The sequence below is a fragment of the Bacteroides sp. An322 genome (assembly GCF_002161765.1).
GTDB lineage: Bacteria > Bacteroidota > Bacteroidia > Bacteroidales > Bacteroidaceae > Phocaeicola > Phocaeicola merdavium.
The window spans coordinates 71,811-97,283 of sequence record NZ_NFIN01000001.1; the positions used below are offsets into that span (position 1 = coordinate 71,811).

The window sequence follows — 25,473 nt, forward strand, 5'->3', positions numbered from 1 at the left end:
TATGGAAGAAAAGAAAAAAGTAGTCGTTGCTTTCAGCGGCGGACTGGATACCTCGTTCACGGTGATGTATCTGGCAAAAGAAAAAGGATATGAAGTATATGCCGCTTGTGCCAACACAGGCGGATTCAGTGCCGAACAACTGAAAAAGAATGAAGAAAACGCTTACAAGCTGGGGGCAGTAAAATACGTCACCCTCGATGTAACACAAGAATACTATGCCAAAAGCTTGAAATACATGATATTCGGAAACGTATTGCGTAACGGAACTTATCCTATCTCGGTAAGCTCGGAACGTATTTTCCAGGCACTTGCCATTGCACGCTATGCCAATGAAATCGGAGCGCATGCCATTGCACACGGCTCTACCGGCGCGGGAAACGACCAAGTGCGTTTCGACATGACTTTCTTGGTAATGGCACCGGGCGTGGAAATCATCACCTTGACCCGTGATATGGCATTGAGCCGTGACTATGAAATCAATTACTTGAAAGAGCACGGATTCGAAGCCGACTTCACCAAACTGAAATATTCGTATAACGTAGGTATTTGGGGAACTTCTATCTGTGGAGGCGAAATCTTGGATTCCGCACAAGGCTTGCCCGAAAGCGCATACCTGAAACAAGTAACCAAAGAAGGAAGCGAACTACTGAAGTTAGAGTTCAAAAAAGGCGAACTGTATGCCGTAAACGGAGAAGTGTTCGACGATAAAATCAAAGCCATTCAGAAGGTGGAAGAAATCGGAGCACCCTACGGAATCGGCCGGGACATGCACGTAGGCGATACCATCATCGGCATCAAGGGACGTGTAGGATTTGAAGCCGCGGCTCCGATGTTGATTATCGGCGCACACCGTTTCTTGGAAAAATATACGCTGAGCAAATGGCAACAATATTGGAAAGACCAGGTAGCCAACTGGTACGGCATGTTCTTGCACGAAAGCCAATACTTGGAACCGGTGATGCGCGACATCGAAGCCATGCTGACCGAATCACAACGTAACGTAAACGGTACGGCTATCCTCGAACTCCGCCCCTATTGCTTCTCTACCGTAGGCGTAGAATCGCAAGACGACTTGGTAAAGAACAAGTTCGGCGAATACGGCGAAATGCAGAAAGGCTGGACAGCAGAAGACGCCAAAGGTTTCATCAAGGTATTGTCCACACCGCTCAGAGCGTATTATGCAAACCATAAAGACGAAATGATGTAATTGGAATAATGTATGTATTGTCATCCTGAACGTAGTGAAGGATCTCGTACACACCCACGTAGATGCATCCGAGATGCTTCACTACGTTCAGCATGACAAATGATTTTTCGTATTTCATTTCTAATCAATTATAAAATTATATGAATATCCCCATTTTACCCAATTAACTGTAGGGGCGTATCGCATACGCCCGAAAACATCCACATGGATAAGTTGGTGTATGCAGGGCGTATGCAATACGCCCCTACATTGGCAATTTGCGGAGATTCATAAATATAACAAAAAAAACAACACGACTATGGAAGGAAAAAGACTAACCCGCCCGCAAAACAACAAAATGCTGGCTGGCGTATGCGCCGGAATCGCTAATTATTTCGGACTTGACCCGACACTGATTCGGGTTGCGTATGCCTTACTTACGGTATTCACCGCCTTTGCCGGAGTAATCGTATATTTATTATTATGGATAATCATCCCCGAAGAGAAATAACACACGCCCATGATTAAAGTAGGAATAATAGGAGGAGCCGGTTATACGGCAGGCGAACTGATTCGTCTGTTGATTAACCACCCCGATGTAGAAATCCGGTTTATCAACAGTTCGAGTAATGCCGGAAATAAAATAACTGATGTCCACGAAGGATTGTATGGCGAAACCGACCTTGTGTTCACCGATGAACTTCCGCTGGACGAAATAGATGTGCTTTTCTTCTGTACGGCACACGGCGACACACGCAAATTCATGGAAAGCCATAACCTGCCCGAAGAGTTAAAGATTATCGACCTCTCCATGGACTATCGCATCGCCAGTGAAGACCACGACTTCGTATATGGCTTGCCCGAACTGAACCGGCGCACGATTTGCCATAGCAAGCATATAGCCAATCCGGGCTGCTTTGCGACCTGCATCCAGCTTGCCTTGCTCCCATTAGCCAAACACTTGATGCTGAAGGGAGACATCACGGTGAATGCTATTACGGGAAGTACAGGAGCCGGAGTAAAACCGGGAGCAACAACCCATTTCAGTTGGCGCAATAACAACCTGAGCATTTACAAACCGTTCACGCACCAACATCTGCCGGAAATACGCCAATCACTAAAACAATTGCAAAACAGTTTCGATGCGGATATTACGTTCATCCCCTACCGAGGCGATTTCGCCCGAGGCATCTTTGCTACGACCATTGTAAAGACCAAGGTGGAACTGCCCGAAATCGTAAAAATGTATGAAGAATATTATGCCGAAGACTCGTTTGTGCATATTGTAGAAAAGAGCATCGACCTGAAACAAGTAGTCAACACCAACAAGTGCCTGATTCACTTAGAGAAACACGAAGATAAATTGCTCATCGTTTCTTGCATCGACAACTTGTTGAAGGGTGCCAGCGGCCAGGCGGTCCACAACATGAACCTGATGTTCAACTTAGAAGAAACGGTAGGGCTGAGATTAAAGCCGAGTGCTTTTTAAATGAAGAATGTTTTTTATTGAACACAGAGACACAAAGACACAGAGATTTAATTTTGAACAAAGAACTCCGTGTCTCTGTGACTCTGTGTTCCAAACTTTATTATAAAAGAATTATGAAACTATTCGATGTATATCCCTTATTCGACATCAACATTGTCAAGGGAAAAGGATGCCACGTGTGGGACGATAAAGGCGAGGAATACTTAGACCTTTACGGAGGACACGCCGTTATCTCCATCGGCCATGCACACCCGCACTATGTAGAAACCATCAGCAAGCAAGTAGCTACATTGGGATTCTACTCAAACTCGGTTATCAACAAACTGCAACAGGAAGTGGCTGACCGCTTGGGAGCAATGTGCGGCTATGACGATTACCAGCTGTTCTTAATCAATTCGGGAGCCGAAGCGAATGAAAACGCTCTGAAATTAGCTTCGTTCTACAACGGACGCACCCGCGTCATTTCGTTCTGCAAAGCCTTTCACGGACGTACCTCGTTAGCAGTGGAAGTGACCGATAACCCGAAAATCATCGCGCCTATCAATGCCAACCAGCACGTCACTTACCTCCCGCTGAACGATACGGAAGCGATGAAAGCCGAATTGGCTAAGGGAGATGTATGTGCCGTGATTATCGAAGGCATTCAAGGAGTGGGCGGCATTCAAGTGCCAGACACCGCATTTATGCAAGCCTTGCGCCAAGCCTGCGATGAAACCAATACCGTACTGATATTGGACGAAATCCAATCGGGCTATGGACGGAGCGGAAAATTCTTTGCCCACCAATACAGCGGCATCCGTCCCGACATGATTACCGTAGCCAAAGGCATCGGCAACGGATTCCCGATGGGAGGTGTATTAATCAGCCCGAAATTCAAGCCCGTTTACGGACAACTCGGCACAACCTTTGGCGGCAACCACTTAGCTTGTGCAGCAGCCATTGCCGTATTGGACGTAATGAAAGAAGAGCATTTGGTAGAAAATGCAGCCAAGGTCGGCGCACATCTATTAGAAGAGCTGAAGAAATTCAAAGGCATCAAGGAAGTGCGCGGATGCGGCTTGATGATTGGTATGGAATTTGAAGAACCGATAAAGGAACTGCGCCGCAAATTGCTGTTCGAACAAAAGGTATTCACCGGTGTAAGTGGCACGAACGTTATCCGTTTGCTTCCGCCTCTCTGCCTCAGCATGGCAGAAGCCGATGAGTTCCTGACTCGCTTACAAAATGTTTTAAAGTAGCACAGCGAAAAAATATGTTCTCTTAGAGAATTACCGAACAGATTCCAAACAAATTTGAAACAGTTCCGAACGTGTGTTCCTTTTCCTGTCTTCTGGCTTATCTTTGCATTGTCAATCAAAGACAAGCACTCTATGACATATTGTAACACCATTTATCGGACTGTGCAAAATCGGCTATTTGCAGAGATACATAAAAAACGAAGAGGTTGTCTCAAAATGAAAGCCTATTTCTATTTTAAGACAGCCTCTTCTTTATTATTATAGCAAGTAGAATCTTACGAGCAACGCAATACCTGACCGATACGCAACGTAGTGGTACGCTTGATGCCATTCATCTTACACAAGCGGTCAATAGAGACGTGATAGATGCGTGAGATACGTCCCAATGTATCGCCCTTGCGTATCTTGTGGTAACGGATAGCACCGCCTTCGGAAGCCGATGCATTCGAATCCGTAGCCTTTTTCCCGCTCTTCAGGTTTGCCAAGGCACGTGTACGCTGGTACGGATAACGGTTAGCGTTGCGGATAAACAAGTAACTATCTGCCACAATATCCTGTTTCGGGAAATCGAACATAAATTCAGGATTAATCACTTCACCCAAGAAACGGGTCTCGAAATGCAGGTGCGAACCGGTAGAGCGTCCGGTGTTGCCTCCCAAGCCTATCACATCACCTGCCTTCACATATTCGTTTTCTTTCACCAATTGCTTAGAAAGATGACCGTAAATGGTCTCCAAACCGTTGTCGTGACGAATCACCACATATTTTCCATAACCACGGCGTTCATACTTCACCATACGTACTTTTCCGTCGAAAGCAGCCCGAATGGTATCACCGATATATACCTTAATATCCAACCCATTATGCATACGACGCCAGCGCGGACCGCACTTTGATGTAATCTTCGTATGCGTAGTGGGCATACAGAAACCGGTAAGATCAATTCGGAAAGTATCTGGGATTTGTACCGTATTGCCGTATGCATGCACACGGGTGTTTTGCCAATTCGGATACAGACTATAGGCAGGATAAACGGCTTGCTCAGCCTTGATTTGGCGAATCAACGCCAACGAGTCTACAGCTTTCAGCTTTCTGTCGATAGGAGCCTGACGTGCCAGCAAATCCTGCCCTGATACGTTTACGCTGACCAATGCCAATGCCGCTACCGCTACTGTTCTAATACATTTTAAAATCATTATACGCCTTTCTTAATGCTATTTTATGCACGCATTCAAACGAATGCTTACGATTTTTCAAAAAACTGTTCCAAATATAGCTTTTTTTCTTGAACCGGAAACAGGCGATTAACTATTTTTCATGTATTTTTATACCAAAAAGAAAGAAAACAGGCGAATACCTGCTTTAAAACATATATAAGCTATTCATTATTGTCTATCGGTTGAAATTTCCCGTTGTTCCATTCATAGACAAGCGGTTTTCCAAACAAATAAGGCTTCAGTTTTTCTGCCGTCTCTTTATCTACGTAATCAGGCGTCGTATAAGTAACGGTCAAGCTCCGGTCTTTATCCGACAGACGCACTTCTTTCAGATACATATCGGCATACAGACGCAAGTTGCGCAACGAATCTGCTGCCGTTTCTGCCAAAGGCTGTTTATAGAACCGGTCTTCTTGAGGCAAAACCACAAAACGGTCTGCCGGAAGTTCGTTCCAGCCGGTATCGTAAAAAGAGACCTTGCTATCGGCAACAGACCCTAAATAAGTGCGCACCACGCACACAACCTTTACCGAATCATTCAATGGCAAGAGTTTCATCTCTTCCCTACTCGATTCACTGATGCGTACCGATAAATAATCATCCGTCAGCTTCAGCATCTCCGAAACGTTGCCAAAACGGTTCTTCACTTCCGCCTTCATGTTGCTGGCAAGGAAATCACAGAAATCCGCACGGTTCACCTTCGTCAACAAAGGCGAAAGCGAATCGGGCAAAGCGATATACAATGATTTTATATCTTGTGCCTGCAAGCCCAAGCCGCAGAGCATACATACAAGTCCTATTATCCACTTCATCTTAACTGTCGTTTTTTATTTGCCGCCAAAGATAGAGATTTCTTCCGATTGAACAAAACTAAGAATACGATTCTTCATACTTCATTCATCATTTACTCCCTTCTTTCCGTTTCAGGAAATCGGTAGGGCTTTCGCCGAAGTAGTCTTTGTAGCACTTGGCGAAATACGAAGGCGCACTGAAGCCTACCTCGTAGGTGATTTCGGCAATCGTTTTATCGGTAGAAGCCAACAGGGATGCCGCACGCTTGAGCCGCGCGATGCGGAGCAACTCATTCGGCGAATAGCCCGTCAATGCCTTTGCCTTGCGGTAAAGCTGCACGCGGCTCAGCCCGAGGTTCTCGCCCAAATCGTCTACACGGAGGTCTGAATCGCCCAAATGTTTTTCTATCAACGCACGAAGTTTTTCGACAAAGCCTTTGTCCACTTCACTGACCGATTCTTTCTTTATCGTGGCATGGTCGGCAAAGAAACTCTGCAAACGGTGGCGGTTGTCTATCAGGTTGCGCAAACGGGCACGCAGCAATTGCGCACTGAACGGCTTCAAGATATACGAGTCGGCACCGCATTCGTAGCCTTTTATCTTCTGCTCATCCATCGTGTAAGCGGTCAGCATCATCACCGGAATATGCGAGGTCTGCATTTCCGACTTCAACCGCCGGCAGCACTCCATACCGTCCATCACCGGCATCATCACGTCGCAGATAATGGCGTCGGGCACGTATTTCATCGCCTGCTGCAAGCCTTCCTGCCCGTTTGAGGCTTCGATGACGGTATATTGCGAAGCGAGCAGCATCTTCACATAGTCGCGCACGTCCTGATTGTCGTCTATCACCAGAATCGTCTCCTTATCCTTATCATCCGCCACTTCCGATACTGTTTGCACCGTTTCCTGGTCGGCAGAAAGCACCGCCCCTTCTTTCAGGTTCGCCATAATGGCATTCTTCTCCACCCCTTCGGCAAGCGTACCCGCCTGTTTCATCGGCATCTCGATAGTGAAAATCGTCCCTTTGCCCTTGGCGGTATCCACGGAGACGGTGCCTTTATGCATTTCGGCAAAGGCTTTCACCAACGCCAGCCCGATGCCCGAACCGGCATAGTGCACGTCTATCTGATAGAAGCTTTCGAAGATATGTTTGACGTGTTCGGCAGAAATGCCCACACCCGTATCCGAGACCTGATAACGCAGCCACTGCGCTCCGTCCCGCTCGAATTGCGAAAGGGCAAGGTCTACCCGACCGTTTTCGGGCGTAAACTTAAAGGCGTTCGAAAGCAGGTTGTACGTGATGCGCTCCAGCTTTTCGGCATCGGCTATCATCGTATATGCCTTGTCCGACGGAGCTACAGAGACATTGAAATGCACGTGTTTCTTATATGACAAGGTGCGGAACGCTTCGGTCCACTCATTGATTTCCTTCGCGATGTCGAACTCCGAGAGATACATCTTCAGCTTCCCGCTCTCGAACTTGCGGAAGTCGAGTATCTGATTGACCAGACGAAGCAATACCGTCACGTTCTTATGGATGATGCGGAGCAGGAAACGTTCGTGCTCGTCCAGGTTCTTGGATGTTTCCAATTGCTCCACCGGGTCGGCTATCAGCGTAAGCGGCGTGCGGAAGTCGTGCGACACGTTGGTAAAGAAAGCCAGTTTCGCATGGGTCGCCTCCTCCAGTTGCTTCGAGAGGTCTATCAGCTGGTCGCGCTGTTCCTCCAATTGCCGCTTCTGTTCCGAAAGCTCCACATTCAGGCGGTTCTTCGCCCAAAATGCCCGCACCGCCACAAACAAGGCGATGCCAAACAATGCCAATATCACGATGCAGGTGTACAGCAACGTGCGTTGCGAAGCATATTGCGTCAGATAGCGGTTAATCTGCCGGTCGAGGCGGTCTATCTTGTTATCCAACTGATGTATCTGCTCGTTCTGCAACATCATCACGCGGGCATTGTTGTGATTGACCAAAGCCGACGAAAGGAACGTTTCGCGCTCGAAAGGCTTTCCCGTCAGAATCGCCATTGCCGTCTGCATCACCCGGTCGCCTCCCGTGGGATAAATAAACGTAGCGTCCAGTTGCCCGCTCGCCACTTGCGCGATGCCATAGCCTTCGCCAGCCAGCGCATCAATGCCCACAAACAGCATCTCTTTCTCGCGCCCGTATTTCACCGCCGCCTCGTAGGCACCCGCCGCCATACGGTCGTTCTGGCAATACACCATATCAATGTCCGGATGAACGGCAAGAATCGAGTCGAAACGCTCGCGAGCCTCCTTGCGCAGCCAGCCCGCGTCTACCGAAGCCACAACCTCGATACCGGGACATTTCTCCAGCACCTCCATCATCCCCCGATGCCGTTCCGCCGCCGGAGTCGAGCCGCGAAGCCCCATTACCTCTACCACCTTGCCTTCCCCTTGCAGGCGCGCAGCGATATATTCGCCCACGCTGTGCCCGATGGCATAATTGTCGGCACCGATGTAAGCCGTATAGTTGTCCGAATGAATCTTGCGGTCGGTCAGAATCACCGGGATGCCCCGCCCGTATGCCTTCTCGATAACGGGTGCCAACACCTCCGCCTCGTTGGGCGAAACCACCAGCAAGTCCACCCGGTTGCGTATCATCAGTTCGATGTCGTGTATCTGCTGCTCGTTGTTGTCCTTCGCCGTGCGGAACACCACCTCCGCTTCGGGATAAAACAACGCCTCGCGGCTGATTTCCTTGTTCATCTGCGCCCGCCACTCGTCGTCGCTGCACTGCGACACGCCGATGACGAACCGCCGTTGCTGCCCGGCGCATCCCGCCAGCAAGAGCAAGAAGAGCGATATAATCAGAAAAGAAATAGCGTTGTGTTTCATCGTAGCGTCATTTAAGCTTTTATCGGGGCGAAGATAATCATTTCTCCGCATTTTCCACCACAGATTACACAGATTTAAATCATTTGATTGATTATCTGAGACTCTCTATGGCAGATAAAAATAAATCGCTATCTTTGCGAGTGAACCAACCCAAAAAGAGAAACAGATGAACCAAAATGTCACATTAAGAATTAACAGCAGCGTCTTGGAGCAAGCCTCCGACTACGCACGCTCCAAAGGGACCGACCTGTCGGAACTGGTGGAAAACCTACTGAAACAGGTGATGAAGAAAAATCCGAAGAGCAAAATCCGCCCCGTCTCCGAGTTGGACCCAAGAGTGCAACGCTTGGTCGGCGTTGTCCGGCTGGATGAAAAAGAAGTAGGACTGGACGGCGAAATCAGCCGGATGGCATTTTGAGAAAGATGTTTTTTCTGATTCCAATAGAGCCTTGAAAAGGCTCAATTATACGTAACCACGCACCCCTGCATCGCGCCCGCCAAGCCCTCCGGAATGCTGCCGTAGCGGTACGCCGCGCCAACCGAAGCCTCCGGAATGCCGCCGTAGCGGTGCATCACGCCTCCAGAGCCCTCGGAAATGATGCCGCACCGGTACGCCACGCCTCCAAAGCCCTCGGAAGCGACGCCGCACCGGTACGCCGCATCCGGCAAACGCTTTTTCGGGAAAAACAAGGGGTACGGGAAAAACATAAAGCCGTAGGGGCGTATCGCATACGCCCCTACAACGAATCAAAATTCTTAATCTGTGTTTCGAAAAATCAGATAAAGACCGGGGAAAAGTCTATCCGCAACGCCTGGGCTATCCGCAGGAAACTGGAAAGCTGCATATCCGTTTCACCCCGCTCCACGCGGGCGATATAGCTTCTTGCAGTGCCCACCTTGTCGGCAAGCTCGCTTTGGGTCATCTTCAACTCCTTGCGCCTGTCGCGCAGAATGACACCGTAATAATACGCACGGGCCTTTGCCTCGAACTCGCTCCGGCTCTCGGTGCCTGGTGCGCCATACTTGTCGGTCAATACCGTTTCGGCATCGACCAGTTTGCTTGTATCAATCTTCCTCATAGCTGATTCTGTTTAATATGTTTTCCGCTAAACTGATTTGTTTCTTATAGTCTTTGGACGACTTCTTCATAAATGCGTTCAGCAGGGTTATCTCTGTTGCCAGTATGACATTGTCATTGTCCATCGTAAACATTACCGTCCGATATTCGTTTCCGCCTACGGAAACGCGCATTTCATATAGGTCCGTATTTTCCAGACGTTTCACGAATTTTGTTGATATGACACGTTCTGTTTTAACTATCTCAAGCACATAATCGAATTTTATCTTGACTTTATCCGACAGCCCGTTATAGAATTGCGCAAATTCTGCCGTCCAATAGACATTTCTTATACATATCCTGTTCCCTTCCATGCCGCAAAAGTAACTAATCAGATACATATTCACAAATTTTTCCCGCTTTTTCTTTACGGCTTCCAATTAAACAGTCCGAAGTAATTCACCAAATTAACTGTAGGGGCGTATCGCATACGCCCGAATGCACCCGCTTATCCGCGTGGATGTTTTCGGGCGTATGCAATACGCCCCTACAACGAATCAAATTATTTTAATCTGTGGTGTTCCTTCCCGTCAGCCGGGCGGGCAATACGGGCATTGCGCCGTTCTGCGTGCAGACGAAAGCCGAGGTAGCTACGGCTATCTTGTGGGCTTCGGGGACAGGCTTGCCTTTCAGGATAGAAGCTACGAAGGCGGCGGTGAACGAATCGCCCGCGCCTACCGTGTCCGCCACCTCTACCTTCGGGGTCTCTACAAACGAGATTTCGCCCGGAGTGAAGACGTAGCTGCCGTTTACGCCGCAAGTGAGGATGAGCATCCGCAGGTTGTACTTCGCCAGCAGAATCCAGCACTTGTCTTGCAGGTCGATGCCCGGATAGCCGAACATCCGGCTCACGGTGACCAGCTCTTCATCGTTTATCTTCAGGATGTTGCACTTGCGCATCGAGTTGCAGAGAATCTCCTTCGTATAGAATCCTTGGCGCAAGTTTATATCGAATATTTTGTATTGTCCTTCGCCGTCGGGCATCGCATCGAGGAAGCGGTTAATGGTCTCGCGCGAAACCACGCTGCGCTGTGCCAGCGAGCCGAAGCATACGGCGCGGGTCTGGCGTGCCAATCCTTCCAAGGCGGGTGTGAAGGGAATGTTGTCCCACGCCACGCCCTCGCGGATGTCGTAACAGGGCACGCCGTTGATGTCCAGTTCCACCTGTACCGTCCCGGTCGGGTAAGGCACGGTCTCTATCATGCAGTTGAGCTTCTTCTCGCGGAAGTTCTTCAGAATCTCCGCCCCCAACTCGTCTTCGCCTACGGCACTGACTACGCGGCTGTCCAGTCCGAACTGCGACACGTGATAAGCAAAGTTTGCCGGCGCACCGCCTATTTTCTTTCCTTCGGGAAGCATGTCCCACAATGCTTCGCCCATTCCTACTACGATTGTATTGTTCATGGCTTCTTATTTTTTCAGTTTAAACATATATAATATAAGGTATATCACTCCCACCGTCATCACGGCTACGGCACCGCTCTGCCCCACGGCATCGCTGGCGAATCCCATCAGCAGCGGGAAGACCGTGCCGCCGAAAAGACCCATAATCATCAAGCCGGAAATCTCGTTCTTCTTGTCGGGCACAGCCAAAAGGGCTTGCGAGAAGACAATGGAGAACACGTTCGAATTGCCGAAGCCGATAAGGGCAATGGCAATGTAAATCACCGTCAAGTCAGTCGATACGAACAGCAGTACCATAGCCACCAACATACACGCCACGCTGATACCCAAGAAAGGTTTCGAAGCCACCTTCTGCAAGATAACTGCCCCCGACAAGCATCCCAAGGTACGGAAGATGAAGTAGAGGCTGGTGGCAAAGCCGGCATCGTCGAGCGGCATTCCCAAGCGTTCCATCAGAATCTTTGGAGCGGTGGTGTTGGTGCCCACATCAATGCCCACATGGCACATAATGCCTAAGAAGCAAAGCAAGATGAACGGACGCCCTAACAGCCGGAGGCAACTGACGAAACCCGAAGCCTTGTCGGGAGCCTCTTCCTCAATCGGAGTAGCAGAGAGCCACAGGACGGCAATGACCGCCACCGCCATATAGACGGGGAACAGCACCCGCCAGCCCATGCCGAACTCCGGTATTGCCTGCGTGGCTCCCCACATGGCGATATAAGGAGCCAGAAACGAAGCGATTGCCTTGACAAACTGCCCGAACGTGAGCGAGCTTGCCAATTTGTCGCCTGTGATGATGTTGCTCAGCAGCGGATTGAGCGAAGTCTGCATCAGCGCGTTGCCGATGCCTAACAAAGAGAACGAGCAAAGCATAATGCCATAGCTGTCGCCGAATATCGGGAGCAGCAGCGACACAAAGGTCACAGCCAAGCTAAGCACCACGGTATTCTTCCGCCCGATGCGGTTCATCAGCACACCCGTCGGCACGGAGAATATCAGGAACCAGAAGAACACCAGCGAAGGGAAGATGTTGGCTTCGGCATCGCTCAGCCCCAAGTCCGCCTTCACATAATTGGAAGCGATTCCCACCAAATCGACGAAGCCCATTGCGAAGAAGCAGAGCATCACGGGAACCAGCTTGCCATATTTGATTTGTTTATCGATAGTCATGTTTTCAAGTTTATAGTTAAGAGTTAATAGTTAATAACGCTTTTGATGTAGAAACGTCACATCACTATTCATTATTCATTATTAATTATTCACTAATTAAGCCGATATACCGTCATCGACTTCACGCTGAAGCTGCCGCGTCCCGACACGAACGACATCTTGTTGTAAGGTTCGGAAGGGAAGACCTGATTGGTCATCACAAACTTGCCGCCCTCTCCAAACGCTTCGATGCTGGTACGGTCGACAAACAAGCGCAGGTTAATCTCATCGGTATCTGGAACAGGCGCTACCGTCAAGGCTGGAAATTCGGGACTGAAATCCGTCTTCCCGCTCTCGGTGCGGTCCATTACGAACTGCTTGCGGGGCACATCGTAATACATCGCCACCTTTTCGCCCTTCGTGTTCTCCAAAGTGAAGCTGATGCGCGAAGCACCGGCATTTTTGATAGTCATATTGATTTCGTATGCCCCTTCGTTGTCCGCCAACAGAATCGGGATTTCATACGAATCTTTTACCTTGAACGGAGGAATAATCGTGTTTTCCTTCCGTGCTTTCTCTATTTCGGGCGAGGGAGCACAGCGCAACAACAGTTCGCCGTCTTGGCGATACAGGGTCAAGTCGCGGGCAATGGTATTCGAACCACGGTATTGCAGCGTAGGTAACACGCCTTGATACTGCCAGTTGCTCATCCAGCCCAAAGCGATGCAACGCCCGTCTGGCGCATTGTTGAAAGTCACTGTGGCGTAGTGGTCTTTCCCCCAATCCATCCATTTGGTCTGTGTAGGAGCTTCGTTGACGAACTTCTTCCCGTCGAACGTTCCTACAAAATACTGGGCAGCATTACCTCCGAACGGTCCGCCCGGATTGATGTTGCATATCAGCACCCAACGCTTTTCCTTCGTGCCTTCCACCGGAAGTTCTACCAAGTCGGGACATTCCCAAACTCCTCCGTGCGCGCCTTGCTTGGCTCCGAAGCTGCTTTCATACTTCCAGTCTTTCAGGTTCTTCGAAGAATAGATATCCATCTCCTGACCTCCCGCCAGTATCATCACCCAATGCTTGCCAGGCGCATACCAGAATACTTTCGGGTCGCGGAAGTCGCGCTTCTCGGATGTAACAATCGGATTGTTTTCGTATTTCGTAAACGTCTTCCCGTTGTCGGTGCTGTATGCCATACTCTGCATCTGCACATCGCCCCACGGGCTGGGCTTCGCCGAAGTGTAGAAAGCAATGACAGCCCCTTCGCCGAAACCTGCCGTATTCTCATAATCGACTACCGATGAGCCACTGAATATCGAGCCCCAGGCATCGGGAGTAATGGCATCCCCTTCAAACTTCCAGTTCACCAAATCGGTCGTTGTGGAATGTCCCCACGTCATGTTTCCCCAAGTGGAACCATACGGATTGTGCTGGAAATACAAGTGATACACACCGTCTTTGTAGAACATCCCGTTCGGGTCGTTCATCCAGCCGTATGCCGGCGTATGGTGATAAAGCGGACGGAACTTCTCGCGGTTCGTCGTATCAAACGTGTCCGACAGCTTCATCTTCTTCCAACAGATAGCCGATTCGGGCATCCCCTGCACGTCGAGCGACAAATCCTTACCTACGTATGCCGACAAGTCGAGCGGCACATAGTAATCCACCTTCTCGCGGGCAAGGCGGATGTTGATGACGCTGCCCACCGTCTGGTTATTAATCACAAAATAAATCTTTCCTTCGGGCGCATTGTCCTGCACCGGAAGCAGCAGATACTTCTTCGCTTCCTTAATCTGAAGGATATTCTGTTCACTCACCAAATGGCGCACGTCGATAGACGATTCCGCCATACAAGTTATTGAAGCAAGCCCCATAAACGTTCCTAAACACAACGTTTTCACGGTATCGGCAATGCCTTGTTTCTTTAAGGTAATCATTGTTTTTAAGGTTTTAAATATGAACAACTAAAACTAAACTATCTCGGTTTGTATGTCACAAAGTTACGCTACCATTCGCTTTCAGCCTGTAAAAATCGTTTCAAATGCCAGCAAATTTGTTACGTTTGCATGAAATGAAACATTTATCTTATCATACCTATTGAGTTTTTTCTGCCACAGGAACGAATCTTTTTAACGGTGCGGACAGAAATCACTTCCTGCCCGCACCCCAACTAACCTTTCTTTATGCGAACCATTAATCAAAAACAGTCATTATTCGTACCCCTTGTTTTGTGTATACAAACCGGGGATGTAGAACATTTGATTATAAGGAATCGGGAAGAACTCATTCTTTCCGGGCGTATAGTGCGCATCCTTATAATAAGCTCCGTATGTTTGCTCTACCGTTTCGCCGGATTCATTCGTATAAGTATATACCGACTTCTGTTCACTTGCGAAATAAGCATTCAAGATTTGTGAAGCAATGCCCCAACGGCGCAAATCGAAATAACGTCCGTTCTCCATTGCCATTTCCAAACGACGTTCCCAACGCAGACACTTACGGGCAACTTCTTTATTAGCAAAGTATCCAGCCGGATAAAGAGCGATTTCACACTGGTCGGCAGCGTATGCGATATGCTTGTCGATTGAATTTGCTGCACGCTGGCGGATGGCATTAATGATGTCTTCCGCTTCACTCAAGCGGTTCAGTTCAATCAAAGCCTCAGCACGCATCAGCATCACATCCGTATAACGGAATACATAATCGTTCATCGCAAAAGCTTGCCAAGAGCCATTAAAAGTTTCACCTTGAGAACGTTGCGGAACTTCCTTCAATGATGTATAAAAACCATATTCATTCGGCGTGCGCGAATTGGCAGTAGTCATCGTATATTCCTCTTCATATTTGTAAGGGAATGAAGGCATTCCGACGGTATGGAACAAACGCGGATCCCATTTCTGAGCGGTAGGCTGACCATTAATCGGATAATCAATCTCATCGTTATAGTCATCGAACATCGGCAGACCGTCTTTCGTCTTGAACGCATTCACCAAGTTTTGAGAAGGCTTGTGGAAGTCCCATCCGCACGACCACATTTGCCAACAACCATTTAACGTATTCGACCAATTGGCACGTCCGTAAGTTGTATGGTCATCCTCATAATCGGAAGTCTGTACGGCAAATACCGACTCTTTGCTATTCTTATACTCCGGAAGGAAAATGTCACCGAAATCTTCCATATAACCGTATTGCGAGTTCATCACATCATCGGTATAGTCCACCACTTTCTGCATATACTCATTATTGATATGGTCTACTCCCGTAGTAGCTTCATAGCCGTCTCCCCAAGCCAAATTCAGATAACACTTAGCCAAATAAGCAGCAGCCGCAATCTTGTTCGCACGTCCGTCTTCACCCGGCTTTTTCACTGGCAACACATCGTATGCAGCCTGAAAGTCATCTATCACGTTTTGGAAGAGCTGTTCGTATGTCAAAGCGTCATTCCGTGTCTCTTCATACGTATTGTTCTTGTAAACCTCTTCATCAATCCAAGGCACTTGACGGAAAACGGTAAGCAACTTATAATAGAAATGACCACGCAAGAACCGTACTTCTGCCACCCGTTGACGAGTCGTTTCTTCACCCAATACGGAAACGCCATTTTGTTCCAAAGCAACCAACGCACGGTTACAACGCGACACGGCACAGAACAAACGGTACCACAATTCATCCATTTCGCCCGGAGTAGTCGGGGTCAATGTAGTCCAAATATCGAAAGCGTGATAGCCCGTATCATTCGGTCCGGAACCACCTTTCAAGCAATCGTCCGAAGTAATGTCGCCATACGGGAACAAATTAAACGGATAAGTGTACCAGCAATCGCCCAACATAGCGTATGCCGCATTGACCATCGCTTCCGGCTCAGAGAAAGCCTTGTCTTCATCCACCACAGCGGTAGGATTGTAATCCAAGAAATCGTCACAGCCTGTGAATCCCATTCCTAACGTACAGGCCAAGAATAATGTATATATCTTTTTCATAATTGTGTTGTCTTTATATGATTAGAAACCTATTTGTACACCAAATGAAACTGAGGTAGCCAGCGGATAGTTCCAATCCGGGTTTTCCGGGTCGGGACACGTAAGGCTCTTGCTCTTAATAGTCAGCAGGTTTTGTCCCGAAACATAGATACGTGCATTTGTCATCTTGAATTTCGACAAGAACGAAGACGGAACATTATAACCTAACTGCAAAGTACGTAATTTCAAATACGAACCGTTTTCTACAAAATAACTGGAAGCACGACCTTCGTCCGCTGTATTCGACGTGGTCAGCATCGGAATGGTTGAACCGGTATTGTTAGTGTTCCAAGCTCCTAACAAACGATTACCTTTGTTAGAACCAGCATCCGTCACGCTCCAAAAATCGGTCTGGAACTTCTGATTGTTGTAAACATCCTTATCGCATACGCCTTGCCAGAACATCGAAAGGTCAAAATTCTTGTAATTCAAAGCAATGTTCAATCCATACGAGAACTTCGGTACCGGATTGTAAATCCAATCTTGGTCATCCGCATTGATTACACCATTCCCGTCCAAATCTGCGTATTTAAGTCCTCCTACACGTGCATTGGGCTGTCCTGAAGCATCCACTTCCGCCTGATTCTGATAAAGTCCGGTCACTACATATCCTACGATTGAACCGTATGGCATACCGGATTCAACCAAGTTCTCCGTAGAAGTGTGAGCGTATGAACCTGTCGTTGTCGAAGGTAGATAAGTCACCTTATTGCGGAAGAAGTCGGCATTGGCATTGATGTCTAATCCTAACCCGCAAGCAAGGTTTTTACGATAACCCAAAGAGAACTCCATACCCCAGTTGCGTAAAGAAGGACCGTTCAACCAAGAGGCTCCCCCCTCTCCCAATGCTCCAAGATAAGCCGGATTAATCAACATATCATCCACATCCTTGATATATCCGTCAATCGTTCCGTACAGACTGCCATTGAAGAAAGTGAAATCTGTACCTATATTATATTGGGTAGCCGACTCCCATTTCAAATCAGGGTTGGCAAGCTGAGTGGCACGATAACCAGAAGGGAATGTACCCGAACCTTGCAAGAACAAATCGTAAGCAGTAGAAGTTACACGATCCAAGCCATAATCTACAGTGTACAAACCAAATTGCGCATTATTATCGATGGCTTGGTTACCGGTCTCACCCCAAGAAAGGCGAATCTTCCAGTCATCCATCCAATCTTTTTCCAATAATTTAGAAATACGGAAACCCAACGTTGCTGCCGGGAAAGTACCCCAGCGGTTATCTTTACCAAAACGAGAAGAACCATCACGACGGATTGTAAATGAAGCCAAAATCAAATCGTCATAATTGTAATCCACCTTTCCGAAGAAAGAAGCCAAACGGTAACCAAACTTAGCACCATTGTTTCTCATCGAACCGGTAGCGGCATTCGGCCACATATAATCGGGATCTTCCAAAGCATAGCCTTCTGAATAAGCCGTAAAATCAACCGTGCTTTCTTTCGACATTTCAGCACCGAGCAAGACTGTGATATCGTGTTTGTCTGCTACCTTGAAATTATAGTTTGCCGTATTCGACCACGTCCAGTTCACCTGATTCCGATGCGACAGGTTGGTCTTAGCAATATCATTGTTCACAATATCCGAATGGAACGTAGGAGTCATCGAGTTGATGAACGACAAATACGTGTCCAAGCCAAAATTAGAACGCAAAGTCAATCCTTTTATCGGTTTGATTTCAACGTAAGCATTACCAAACAGACGCCAGTAATCCAAATGGTTGTTGCGGTTATCGTATTGTTCACGCACCGGGTTCTGACGGTCGCTCATACCTCCCACCGGTCCGGCAAACGTAACTCCATCTTCCTCATAAACCGGTACAGTAGGAGCCATCTTCAGCGCGTTTTCCATCGGAGCACAATCCACTTGCTTCGAATAAGTCAGCGTAAAGTTCTCGCCGACAGAAATATACTTATTAATATTGTATGAAGAGTTCATACGTGCAGATATATTTTCAAAGCTGGTGTAATTCAAAATACCGTTATTCTTCTTATAGCCCAAAGAAAACATCGTAGAGTGCTTATCCGTTGCGTGTGACAAAGACAAATCGTATGTTTGCGCAAATCCGGTACGTGAAATTTCATCGAGCCAATCGGTATCCGAATACCTCATCGTTTTCTTACTATTGATATAACCATCATACAAGCCATTGACCGTATAGTTCACATAGCTGCTTGTCGCAGGATTCCAAACCGTAATCGGAGTACCCGAAGCCGCATTCAGATTTAATCCGTAATTGCTTGCGTAAGTCACAGGGTCAAGTCCGTCGTTCAATGCAGCCTGTGCCATAGCCGTGGCATATTCGGCTGAATTCGATAATTTCATCAACGATTGGGAAGTGTAGAACTGAGCTGTCAGATTTGCGGAGAAGTCCACCTTAATCTTATCTCCCTTCTTCCCTTTCTTGGTAGTAATGATGATGACACCGTTCGAAGCGCGCGAACCATAAATAGAAGCGGAAGCCGCATCTTTCAGAACCTGCATACTTTCAATATCATTCGCGTTCAAGGAATTCAAAGCCTGATTCGTAGGCACACCGTCAATCACATACAACGGGTCTTGCGATGAATTAAAAGAACCGATACCACGAATGCGCACCGTACCTGTACCGATAGGCGAACCTGTTGTAGTGATAGTCATACCCGGAACTTTACCTTGCAAAGCCCGCATCGGGTCCATATCCGAATTGGTTTTCAATTCATCTGTAGAAACGACCGCAACCGAACCGGTCAAGTCCGCCTTACGTTGGCTTTGATAACCAGTTACAACGACCTCATCCAGTAACTCGGAATCTTCTTCCAACGTAACACTCATTACACTCTGCGCTTTCAAGGTCTGAGTCTTACACCCTACATAAGAGATGGAAATTTCCGCCCCTTCTTTCACCGTTAGAGAAAACTTACCATCCAAATCTGTAATGGTACCGTTCCGGTCGTTGCCAACCTCAATTACCGATGCTCCGATAACGGGAAATCCGTCTGCCTTGGAGACCACCGTTCCGCTCACTTGCAGGTTTTGTGCCTGCACCGCTGCACTGAATCCGACAAGAAAGAGTGCAAATAGGAATAATTTTTTCATGCCTTCCATAATGCATTAAATTTAATTGTTGAACAAATATATGAATTTACTCGTTAAATCTCAAAAGCCTCTTGCTCCTGAGAACACTGCAAAAGTAGAGGGAAGCAGAAAAAGCATCGGAAAAAAATGTTTCAACCTCAATCAATTATGTTTCATGTAACATTTTTGATAGAAGTTGAAACATTTTTAGTAACGGACGAATCCATATCTTCATCAGACTTCCCCAAGAAAGGCATCTGCATCTCCAGTACTGGGCTTCTCAGTCCTCTATAAATCCTACTAGGGTAGGACTGCAGTCCTACCCTATATAAAACTGCAGTACTGACTCGGAAAAACAGCAGTCCTACCCTAATAGGATTGGAAACGCAATAAATTGACTTGTCTGATTCATCCATTTCCGATACGCACATCAACGTGATGCATCGGACACGGAAGGCTCATAGTTGAAAAAATCGAAGTAAGCCTGTGCATCACCTTCGGCAAAAAGCCCCAAGTAAATACCCGTAAATCCGCCATTGGTTTCCGAACTAAGGAAACGGGTGTTCATCCGTCCGGCTTCTTTATAATGCGTACCGTCAATGGAATAAAAGAACGTATAAAATTCGGCATTCCCTTTTACCCGTACATAAACAAAGTCATCGGGCACTTTTCCAACCGTACTCTCATGACAAAGTTCACCCAACCGATAACGGAGCTTCAGTTGATTATCCGAAATAAACAAATCGTAATGAGCAAAAGGACACATGTAGACGGTAAGCCCCGCATTGCCTTTCCCTTGTGCATGAAAAGCTGTCGTTACTTGGAAATCAATGTCCTGCTGGCGTCTTCCGACAAACGAAGGCGAACCGGAATCGTCCAGTTGCTTCTCACTTCCTTTGATGCGCAAGAAACCTTTCCGCTCGGTCAACGAATAATTTTCCCATACAGGCACGCCCTGCCAATTCCATTCCACTCCTAATTTCGAGTTATTAAAATCCTCATCGGACGTATTCGAAAGAGGGACTTGAGGAAGTGTCTTTACTTGGCTCATATCCAAATCTATGGTTCCGTCATTGTTTACCACAGGCCAGCCTGCGGCATTCCATTCAACTGGAGCCAAAAAGGTTTCGCGCCCCAACAAATGATGTTGGCCTCCTTGTGTCCGGAAACCAAGGCAAACCAACCACCACGAACCGTCGTGCGCCTGAACCATATCGGCATGGCCTACCCCTTGTATCGGATTGTCTTGCGCATTCATATTGATATGAGTCAGAATCGGATTGGCAGGGTTACTCTCGTAAGGACCTGCAATGTCCCGGCTCCGGGCAATAGTCACCTTGTGGCCGTATTCCGTACCTCCTTCGCTTATCAGCAAGTAATACCAGCCTTCGCGTTTATAGATATGAGGACCTTCGGGATAACGTCCTCCCGTACCCGCCCAAATACAGCGTGACTCCGTAAGCTGCTTTCCGCTTTTCGGGTCTATCTCACATAGCCAGATAGCATTATCCGGATTGCTCACCATATAGCAATGCCCGTCTTCGAAATAGAGCGAAGGGTCTATTCCTTTCTGGCTTAACCATACAGGCTCCGACCATTCCCCGCGCGGGTCATCGGTATATACCAGGAAATTGCCACGGTCGGAATTGTTGGTCGTAATCATGTAATAAATTCCGTCATTGTACCGGATAGTAGGGGCATAAATTCCTCCCCACATATTTCCGCCTACCAACTTGAGTTGCGATTCACGGTCGAGCACATGCCCAATCTGTTCCCAATGCACCAAATCGCGGCTATGGAAGAGAGGCACACCCGGAAAATATTCGAATGAACTGTTCACCAGATAATAATCCTCGCCTACGCAGCAAACACTCGGATCGGGATGAAACCCCTGAATAACGGGGTTCTGATAGCCTTGCGCAAAAAGGCTTACTGCGCAAAAGCACGAAACGATGAAACTAATAAAGGTCTTTTTCATAAAATACAAACGTGTTTTAAATGGTTGAATAGATAACGCTAAATGCAACAACAAATGTACGCAATTAAGCAAAACATGCAAGACTCAAATGTTACCGCATAAGGTATGAAATGTTATCTGCCCTCCCATTAAAGGCACGGCACCACCTCCAGCCGGGTATCGGGATACTCCTTCCGCAACAAATGCCGGATATATTCCTCGGTGTCCTGCCGGATTAAGGCATCATCTTCTTCGGGGAAGAGATTATAAACCAATGTATGCAGGCGGATGCCTCGCCGCCCGATTGCCTCTAAGCTCAGCAACAGATGATTGATGCTGCCCAACCTGCCCGAAGTGACGAATACCAACGGATAGCGGTGAAGGGCAACGTAATCAATGGTCAGCAAATCGCGGGTCAAGGGCACCATCAGTCCCCCAGCCCCTTCTAACAAAACGGCATCATAGCGTTCGCTGAGCGTTTCCGTCGCCCGCTCTATCTTGCCGAAATCAATCGGACGGCGGTCTATCTCGGCTGCCAAGTGCGGCGAACAGGGATAGCTGAATATTTCGGGCATGGTCAGTTTCTCCCAGTCTTCGGGAAGCCAGCCCGTCCCCATCAGGCGGCGATGCAGTTCGATGTCTTCCGAAACATCCTCATTGCCCGTCTGCACGAGCTTCTGCGTAATGGTGCGGATGCCCGCCTCGTTCCATTTCCGCGCCAGATAACCCGTGGCATAGCTTTTGCCGATATTGGTGTCGATGCCACTCACAAAATATACATTGTCTTTCATTTCTTTTCTATTTTTTATTGAAACGCAGATTGCCGCAGATTAACGCGGATAAAAAATATCAATAATAAGATTTGCGAAAATCTGCGTTAATCTGCGTTTTCGACTAATACTTTCTACAAATCACATACATCGGATGATACGTCAGCGGAACCGTTCCGTCGGGTGCCGCGTAACGCTCTGTATAGCTACGGCAGAAAGAAGCCAGCTGAGCCTTGGTCCACGTACAACTGCGGATGCCCGTCACGCCCGTGGCTTTCAGGTGGCGCAAGACTTCCAACGGAGACGGAAACGAAAGCCTCACCTCTTCCTCGGAAGCATAGACCACCCGATACGTATCCGAAAGCGCACCCGCCAGCTCCTCCAGCGAACGGTAGGGAAGCGCATCCGATGTCAACGCCCGTATCTCTTGCGCGTTCTGCCTGCCGAAGGTGCTGAAAGCCAAATAGCCGCCTTCCTCCAACAAGCCTTTGCATCCGCACAAGAAACGTTCGGGCGCATCGAACCATTGCAATGCCGAGCACGACACTATCAGATTCTGACCGCCGGGGAACTCCAGCCGCTCGGCATCGCTTGCCGAAAAAGAAATCTCCGGGCGCAACACATCGCGCAAGAAAGGCTCCATTTCGGGGCAAAGGTCGTTCAGCAACATCCGTTCGGGATGCCAGCGGTGCAGGTAGGCACGGGTGAACAAACCCGTCCCGCACCCGATTTCGAGCACCCGCCGATGCGACTCCGCCGGCACATACAGCCCAATCAAGTCCGCCATCCGAAGGGCAATGCCGCGCTGCACCGTTGCCTGACCCAAGTAACTGCCCGAAGCCTTGGCGAAGCGGCTGCGGATTAAGGCTTTGTCCATACCGCCTCCTCTCCCGAAAGCAGACGGTCGAACAGCCCGCCGTCGTAATGCTCCACGTCCCGTTCGATGACCTCCACATCCCGCCACGCCTCGCGCTGATTGGCAGGCGGGAATATCTTGTCGCGCGTCCCGATGATAGCCTTGTCCCAGACAAAAGAAGCGGACGGACGGCACGCACAGGCTGCTAACGCCTGCAATTCTTCGCGCAACTCTTCCACGGGGCGATAAGGGCGGTGCGAGAGGAATTCCTTCACCTGCTCCGCCGTCCCGCAAATGCGCCGGCGGAAGCGCGCCAAAGCCGCATCGGAGAAATGCGCCAACGTGCCCCGGAAAACCGCTTCGGGAATCCCCCGCCTGTCGTCTATCGGAAACGGCGTACCTCCCACGGCAAGCCTCATCTGCCACGGATAGTCACGCCCTGCCAACGTCTGCCCCGCCGCCCATACGCCCATCGACCAAGCCAACAGCCGAATCTCGCGATAACCGTCCAGCAAAGCGTAATCGAAATCCGGCGAGCGGTAATCAAAACACAATAAACAGTCGTACCCGTCCGCCACCGGACGGTCGAACAACCGTTCGTCACTGCCCCAGCCCGCAAAGAAAAGCAGCAGGCGAGGGTTATTTTCTTTCTTGATAAATCGTTGTTTCATATAAAAAATCAGTTTATTTCATCAGCCGAGCACTCGAAAATGCTGCCAACGATCGTTGGCACACCAACCGAGCACTCGGAAACCGTGCCAACGATCGTTGGGAACATTCCCAAGCCCTCGGAAACTGTGCCGACGATCGTCGGGAGCATTCCTGAGCCCTCGGAAACCGTGCCGACGATTGTCGGGAGCATTCCTGAGCCCTCGGAAACTGTGCCGATGATTGTCGGGAGCATTCCCAAGCCCTCGGAAACCGTGCCGACGATTGTCGGGAGCATTCCCAAGCTCTACGGAGGCGTGAAGAAACGCTTCGGCACATAAACCGAGCCCTCCGGAGGCGCGAAGAAACGTTTCTTCATTATATGAATGTCCGCATTTCACCCAATTAATTGTAGGGGCGTATTGCGGACAGTCACTATTCATTCCTCACTATCAACTCCCCCATCCGCACGACTTCCGCTTCGGGCAAAGACGCCGTGAGCGAGAGGCGCAGGCGCGACGTGCCTTCGGGCACCGTGGGCGGACGGACGGGAAGGACATAGAAGCCGTGGCGTTGCATCCCTGCCGCCTTCAGCATCGCCTTCCCGCTTTCGCCCACCACGAGCGGGACGATATGGCTTTCGGAAGGACACGGAGAACCCGCCTGCCGGACTGCCTCGCGCACCCGTCCGGCTATCGAAGCCAAACGGACGCGGCGGTCTGCCCAATCGTCCAGCCGCTCGAACACGAACCGCGTCCAAGCCACATTGAGCGGCGGAAGTGCCGTGGTAAAGATAAGGGTTCGCATCCGATTGACCAAATAATCGCGCATCAAGCGGCTGCACACCACGTATGCGCCGACCGAAGCCAACGCCTTGCCGAACGTGCCGCACAGGAAATCAATCTCCCGCAAACAGCCCTGCTCTTCGGCGATGCCCAACCCGTGCCTGCCCCGCACACCTATGGCGTGCGCCTCGTCGACGTAGAGCATCACGTTGGGGTACATCCGTTTCAGTTCCGCCAACGCTGCCAACGGAGCCACATCGCCGTCCATGCTGAACACGCTTTCGGTCACGATGATGATGCGCCCGAAGGCAGCGTGATGTTTCTCCACCAGGCTTCGCAACTGCCGGTAGTCCTGATGCCGGTAGCGGATGGATTGCGCCGCCGAGAGACGGATGCCGTCTATCAGGCTGGCGTGCACCAATTTGTCGGCGAGTATCAGCGTATGCGCATCCGCCACCGCCGGCAAGATGCCCGTGTTCGCATGATAACCGCTGCTGAACGTCAAGGCACTTTCGCGCCCGAACCGTCCGGCAAGCAAAGCCTCCAGCTCGCGGTGCGCCGTGAAGTTGCCCGTCAGCAGTCGCGAGGAGGAAGCCGAAAGCAACCGGTCGCGCTCCGGCACGCTCCGCCAGAACTCGTCTTGCAAGGCGGCATCGGAAGCCAGCCCCAAGTAATCGTTCGACGAGAGGTTCAGCATCCGCTGCCCGTCTTGCCAAATCCATATTCCGTCGTGCCGTGCTTCGGGCAGCGTGCGCAGGTTGCCTTCCTGCTCCAATGCGTGTAATGTTTGTTCTTCTTTCATACTATTTTTTGAAACGCAGATTTTCGCAGATTAACGCAGATTTTCGCAGATTAATATTTATCCTTTATATAAAAATCTGCGTTAATCTGCAAAAATCTGCGTTG

Annotated in this window: 21 protein-coding genes; 6 read left to right on the top strand and 15 right to left on the bottom strand. The window is 49.1% G+C overall.

Going from position 1 to position 25,473, the window contains the following annotated elements; translation table 11 throughout:
* Nucleotide 1: 1 nt before the first annotated feature.
* The 4 genes from B5F91_RS00255 to B5F91_RS00270 all read left to right on the top strand — a co-directional run bounded on the left by B5F91_RS00255 (nucleotide 2) and on the right by B5F91_RS00270 (nucleotide 3,913).
* The gene (locus B5F91_RS00255) at nucleotides 2–1,207 is read left to right on the top strand and encodes an argininosuccinate synthase domain-containing protein (protein ID WP_087427130.1); all 1,206 of its coding nucleotides are present in this window, start codon (nucleotides 2–4) and stop codon (nucleotides 1,205–1,207) included.
* 298 nt (nucleotides 1,208–1,505) lie between these two features.
* Complete coding sequence (locus tag B5F91_RS00260; protein ID WP_087427268.1) at nucleotides 1,506–1,697, top strand: PspC domain-containing protein; 192 nt, start codon at nucleotides 1,506–1,508, stop codon at nucleotides 1,695–1,697.
* 9 nt (nucleotides 1,698–1,706) lie between these two features.
* Nucleotides 1,707–2,675, top strand: a complete 969-nt coding sequence (gene argC / locus B5F91_RS00265; protein WP_087427131.1) for an N-acetyl-gamma-glutamyl-phosphate reductase — start codon at nucleotides 1,707–1,709, stop codon at nucleotides 2,673–2,675.
* 113 nt (nucleotides 2,676–2,788) lie between these two features.
* Complete coding sequence (locus tag B5F91_RS00270; protein WP_087427132.1) at nucleotides 2,789–3,913, top strand: aminotransferase class III-fold pyridoxal phosphate-dependent enzyme; 1,125 nt, start codon at nucleotides 2,789–2,791, stop codon at nucleotides 3,911–3,913.
* A 275-nt stretch (nucleotides 3,914–4,188) separates the two neighbouring features.
* Here B5F91_RS00270 and B5F91_RS00275 read toward each other — a convergent pair whose 3' ends face one another.
* The 3 genes from B5F91_RS00275 to B5F91_RS00285 all read right to left on the bottom strand — a co-directional run bounded on the left by B5F91_RS00275 (nucleotide 4,189) and on the right by B5F91_RS00285 (nucleotide 8,784).
* Nucleotides 4,189–5,109, bottom strand: a complete 921-nt coding sequence (locus tag B5F91_RS00275) for a peptidoglycan DD-metalloendopeptidase family protein (RefSeq protein WP_087427133.1) — start codon at nucleotides 5,107–5,109, stop codon at nucleotides 4,189–4,191.
* Nucleotides 5,110–5,291: 182 nt separating this feature from the next.
* A complete protein-coding gene (locus tag B5F91_RS00280) occupies nucleotides 5,292–5,942 on the bottom strand; it encodes a DUF3256 family protein (RefSeq protein ID WP_087427134.1) in 651 nt (216 codons plus the stop codon).
* Between the two features lie 88 nt (nucleotides 5,943–6,030).
* Nucleotides 6,031–8,784 (bottom strand): substrate-binding domain-containing protein, encoded by a 2,754-nt coding sequence (locus tag B5F91_RS00285; protein ID WP_087427135.1) that lies wholly within the window; start codon nucleotides 8,782–8,784, stop codon nucleotides 6,031–6,033.
* 166 nt (nucleotides 8,785–8,950) lie between these two features.
* Here B5F91_RS00285 and B5F91_RS00290 point away from each other — a divergent pair, with 166 nt between their 5' ends.
* Complete coding sequence (locus B5F91_RS00290; RefSeq protein ID WP_087427136.1) at nucleotides 8,951–9,202, top strand: DUF6364 family protein; 252 nt, start codon at nucleotides 8,951–8,953, stop codon at nucleotides 9,200–9,202.
* A 358-nt stretch (nucleotides 9,203–9,560) separates the two neighbouring features.
* On the opposite strand, the gene B5F91_RS00300 is transcribed toward B5F91_RS00290, so the two are convergent.
* The 11 genes from B5F91_RS00300 to B5F91_RS00350 form a co-directional block, all read right to left on the bottom strand.
* Nucleotides 9,561–9,863 carry a helix-turn-helix transcriptional regulator gene (locus tag B5F91_RS00300; protein WP_087427138.1) on the bottom strand — a complete coding sequence of 101 codons (303 nt, stop codon included), beginning with the start codon at nucleotides 9,861–9,863 and terminating at the stop codon, nucleotides 9,561–9,563.
* Nucleotides 9,850–10,242: a type II toxin-antitoxin system RelE/ParE family toxin gene (locus B5F91_RS00305; protein WP_239416102.1), complete on the bottom strand. Its 393-nt coding sequence runs from the start codon at nucleotides 10,240–10,242 to the stop codon at nucleotides 9,850–9,852. The genes B5F91_RS00300 and B5F91_RS00305 overlap by 14 nt, the downstream gene beginning before the upstream one ends.
* A 166-nt stretch (nucleotides 10,243–10,408) precedes the next feature.
* Complete coding sequence (locus tag B5F91_RS00310; RefSeq protein ID WP_087427140.1) at nucleotides 10,409–11,305, bottom strand: carbohydrate kinase; 897 nt, start codon at nucleotides 11,303–11,305, stop codon at nucleotides 10,409–10,411.
* A gap of 6 nt (nucleotides 11,306–11,311) precedes the next feature.
* Nucleotides 11,312–12,475, bottom strand: a complete 1,164-nt coding sequence (locus B5F91_RS00315; RefSeq protein WP_087427141.1) for an MFS transporter — start codon at nucleotides 12,473–12,475, stop codon at nucleotides 11,312–11,314.
* Nucleotides 12,476–12,567: 92 nt separating this feature from the next.
* On the bottom strand, nucleotides 12,568–14,304 hold the full coding sequence (locus B5F91_RS00320; RefSeq protein WP_239414040.1) for a DUF4980 domain-containing protein: 1,737 nt from the start codon (nucleotides 14,302–14,304) through the stop codon (nucleotides 12,568–12,570).
* 360 nt (nucleotides 14,305–14,664) lie between these two features.
* A complete protein-coding gene (locus B5F91_RS00325) occupies nucleotides 14,665–16,434 on the bottom strand; it encodes a RagB/SusD family nutrient uptake outer membrane protein (protein ID WP_087427142.1) in 1,770 nt (589 codons plus the stop codon).
* 21 nt (nucleotides 16,435–16,455) lie between these two features.
* Nucleotides 16,456–19,581 carry a TonB-dependent receptor gene (locus B5F91_RS00330; RefSeq protein WP_087427143.1) on the bottom strand — a complete coding sequence of 1,042 codons (3,126 nt, stop codon included), beginning with the start codon at nucleotides 19,579–19,581 and terminating at the stop codon, nucleotides 16,456–16,458.
* A 400-nt stretch (nucleotides 19,582–19,981) separates the two neighbouring features.
* Nucleotides 19,982–21,529 (bottom strand): glycoside hydrolase family 43 protein, encoded by a 1,548-nt coding sequence (locus B5F91_RS00335; protein WP_087427144.1) that lies wholly within the window; start codon nucleotides 21,527–21,529, stop codon nucleotides 19,982–19,984.
* Nucleotides 21,530–21,657: 128 nt separating this feature from the next.
* Nucleotides 21,658–22,299, bottom strand: a complete 642-nt coding sequence (gene bioD / locus B5F91_RS00340; protein WP_087427145.1) for a dethiobiotin synthase — start codon at nucleotides 22,297–22,299, stop codon at nucleotides 21,658–21,660.
* Nucleotides 22,300–22,402: 103 nt separating this feature from the next.
* Nucleotides 22,403–23,155 carry a malonyl-ACP O-methyltransferase BioC gene (gene bioC, locus B5F91_RS00345; RefSeq protein WP_087427146.1) on the bottom strand — a complete coding sequence of 251 codons (753 nt, stop codon included), beginning with the start codon at nucleotides 23,153–23,155 and terminating at the stop codon, nucleotides 22,403–22,405.
* On the bottom strand, nucleotides 23,140–23,805 hold the full coding sequence (locus tag B5F91_RS00350; protein ID WP_087427147.1) for a pimeloyl-ACP methyl esterase BioG family protein: 666 nt from the start codon (nucleotides 23,803–23,805) through the stop codon (nucleotides 23,140–23,142). The genes bioC and B5F91_RS00350 overlap by 16 nt, the downstream gene beginning before the upstream one ends.
* Nucleotides 23,806–23,844: 39 nt before the next feature.
* Here B5F91_RS00350 and B5F91_RS00355 point away from each other — a divergent pair, with 39 nt between their 5' ends.
* Complete coding sequence (locus B5F91_RS00355; RefSeq protein ID WP_087427148.1) at nucleotides 23,845–24,123, top strand: hypothetical protein; 279 nt, start codon at nucleotides 23,845–23,847, stop codon at nucleotides 24,121–24,123.
* Nucleotides 24,124–24,217: 94 nt separating this feature from the next.
* Here B5F91_RS00355 and B5F91_RS00360 read toward each other — a convergent pair whose 3' ends face one another.
* Complete coding sequence (locus B5F91_RS00360) at nucleotides 24,218–25,369, bottom strand: 8-amino-7-oxononanoate synthase (protein WP_087427149.1); 1,152 nt, start codon at nucleotides 25,367–25,369, stop codon at nucleotides 24,218–24,220.
* Nucleotides 25,370–25,473 lie beyond the last annotated feature (104 nt).

Bases quoted from the DNA above. Each gene is read 5' to 3' on its own strand.
- B5F91_RS00300 (WP_087427138.1), bottom strand. From the start codon at position 9,863: ATGAGGAAGATTGATACAAGCAAACTGGTCGATGCCGAAACGGTATTG.
- B5F91_RS00350 (WP_087427147.1), bottom strand. From the start codon at position 23,805: ATGAAACAACGATTTATCAAGAAAGAAAATAACCCTCGCCTGCTGCTT.
- B5F91_RS00275 (WP_087427133.1), bottom strand. From the start codon at position 5,109: ATGATTTTAAAATGTATTAGAACAGTAGCGGTAGCGGCATTGGCATTG.
- B5F91_RS00260 (WP_087427268.1), top strand. From the start codon at position 1,506: ATGGAAGGAAAAAGACTAACCCGCCCGCAAAACAACAAAATGCTGGCT.
- B5F91_RS00355 (WP_087427148.1), top strand. From the start codon at position 23,845: ATGCTGCCAACGATCGTTGGCACACCAACCGAGCACTCGGAAACCGTG.
- B5F91_RS00335 (WP_087427144.1), bottom strand. From the start codon at position 21,529: ATGAAAAAGACCTTTATTAGTTTCATCGTTTCGTGCTTTTGCGCAGTA.
- bioC (WP_087427146.1), bottom strand. From the start codon at position 23,155: ATGGACAAAGCCTTAATCCGCAGCCGCTTCGCCAAGGCTTCGGGCAGT.
- B5F91_RS00360 (WP_087427149.1), bottom strand. From the start codon at position 25,369: ATGAAAGAAGAACAAACATTACACGCATTGGAGCAGGAAGGCAACCTG.
- argC (WP_087427131.1), top strand. From the start codon at position 1,707: ATGATTAAAGTAGGAATAATAGGAGGAGCCGGTTATACGGCAGGCGAA.
- B5F91_RS00325 (WP_087427142.1), bottom strand. From the start codon at position 16,434: ATGAAAAAGATATATACATTATTCTTGGCCTGTACGTTAGGAATGGGA.
- B5F91_RS00285 (WP_087427135.1), bottom strand. From the start codon at position 8,784: ATGAAACACAACGCTATTTCTTTTCTGATTATATCGCTCTTCTTGCTC.
- B5F91_RS00330 (WP_087427143.1), bottom strand. From the start codon at position 19,581: ATGGAAGGCATGAAAAAATTATTCCTATTTGCACTCTTTCTTGTCGGA.
- B5F91_RS00290 (WP_087427136.1), top strand. From the start codon at position 8,951: ATGAACCAAAATGTCACATTAAGAATTAACAGCAGCGTCTTGGAGCAA.
- B5F91_RS00320 (WP_239414040.1), bottom strand. From the start codon at position 14,304: ATGGCGGAATCGTCTATCGACGTGCGCCATTTGGTGAGTGAACAGAAT.
- B5F91_RS00315 (WP_087427141.1), bottom strand. From the start codon at position 12,475: ATGACTATCGATAAACAAATCAAATATGGCAAGCTGGTTCCCGTGATG.
- B5F91_RS00270 (WP_087427132.1), top strand. From the start codon at position 2,789: ATGAAACTATTCGATGTATATCCCTTATTCGACATCAACATTGTCAAG.
- B5F91_RS00305 (WP_239416102.1), bottom strand. From the start codon at position 10,242: ATGTATCTGATTAGTTACTTTTGCGGCATGGAAGGGAACAGGATATGT.
- bioD (WP_087427145.1), bottom strand. From the start codon at position 22,299: ATGAAAGACAATGTATATTTTGTGAGTGGCATCGACACCAATATCGGC.
- B5F91_RS00255 (WP_087427130.1), top strand. From the start codon at position 2: ATGGAAGAAAAGAAAAAAGTAGTCGTTGCTTTCAGCGGCGGACTGGAT.
- B5F91_RS00310 (WP_087427140.1), bottom strand. From the start codon at position 11,305: ATGAACAATACAATCGTAGTAGGAATGGGCGAAGCATTGTGGGACATG.
- B5F91_RS00280 (WP_087427134.1), bottom strand. From the start codon at position 5,942: ATGAAGTGGATAATAGGACTTGTATGTATGCTCTGCGGCTTGGGCTTG.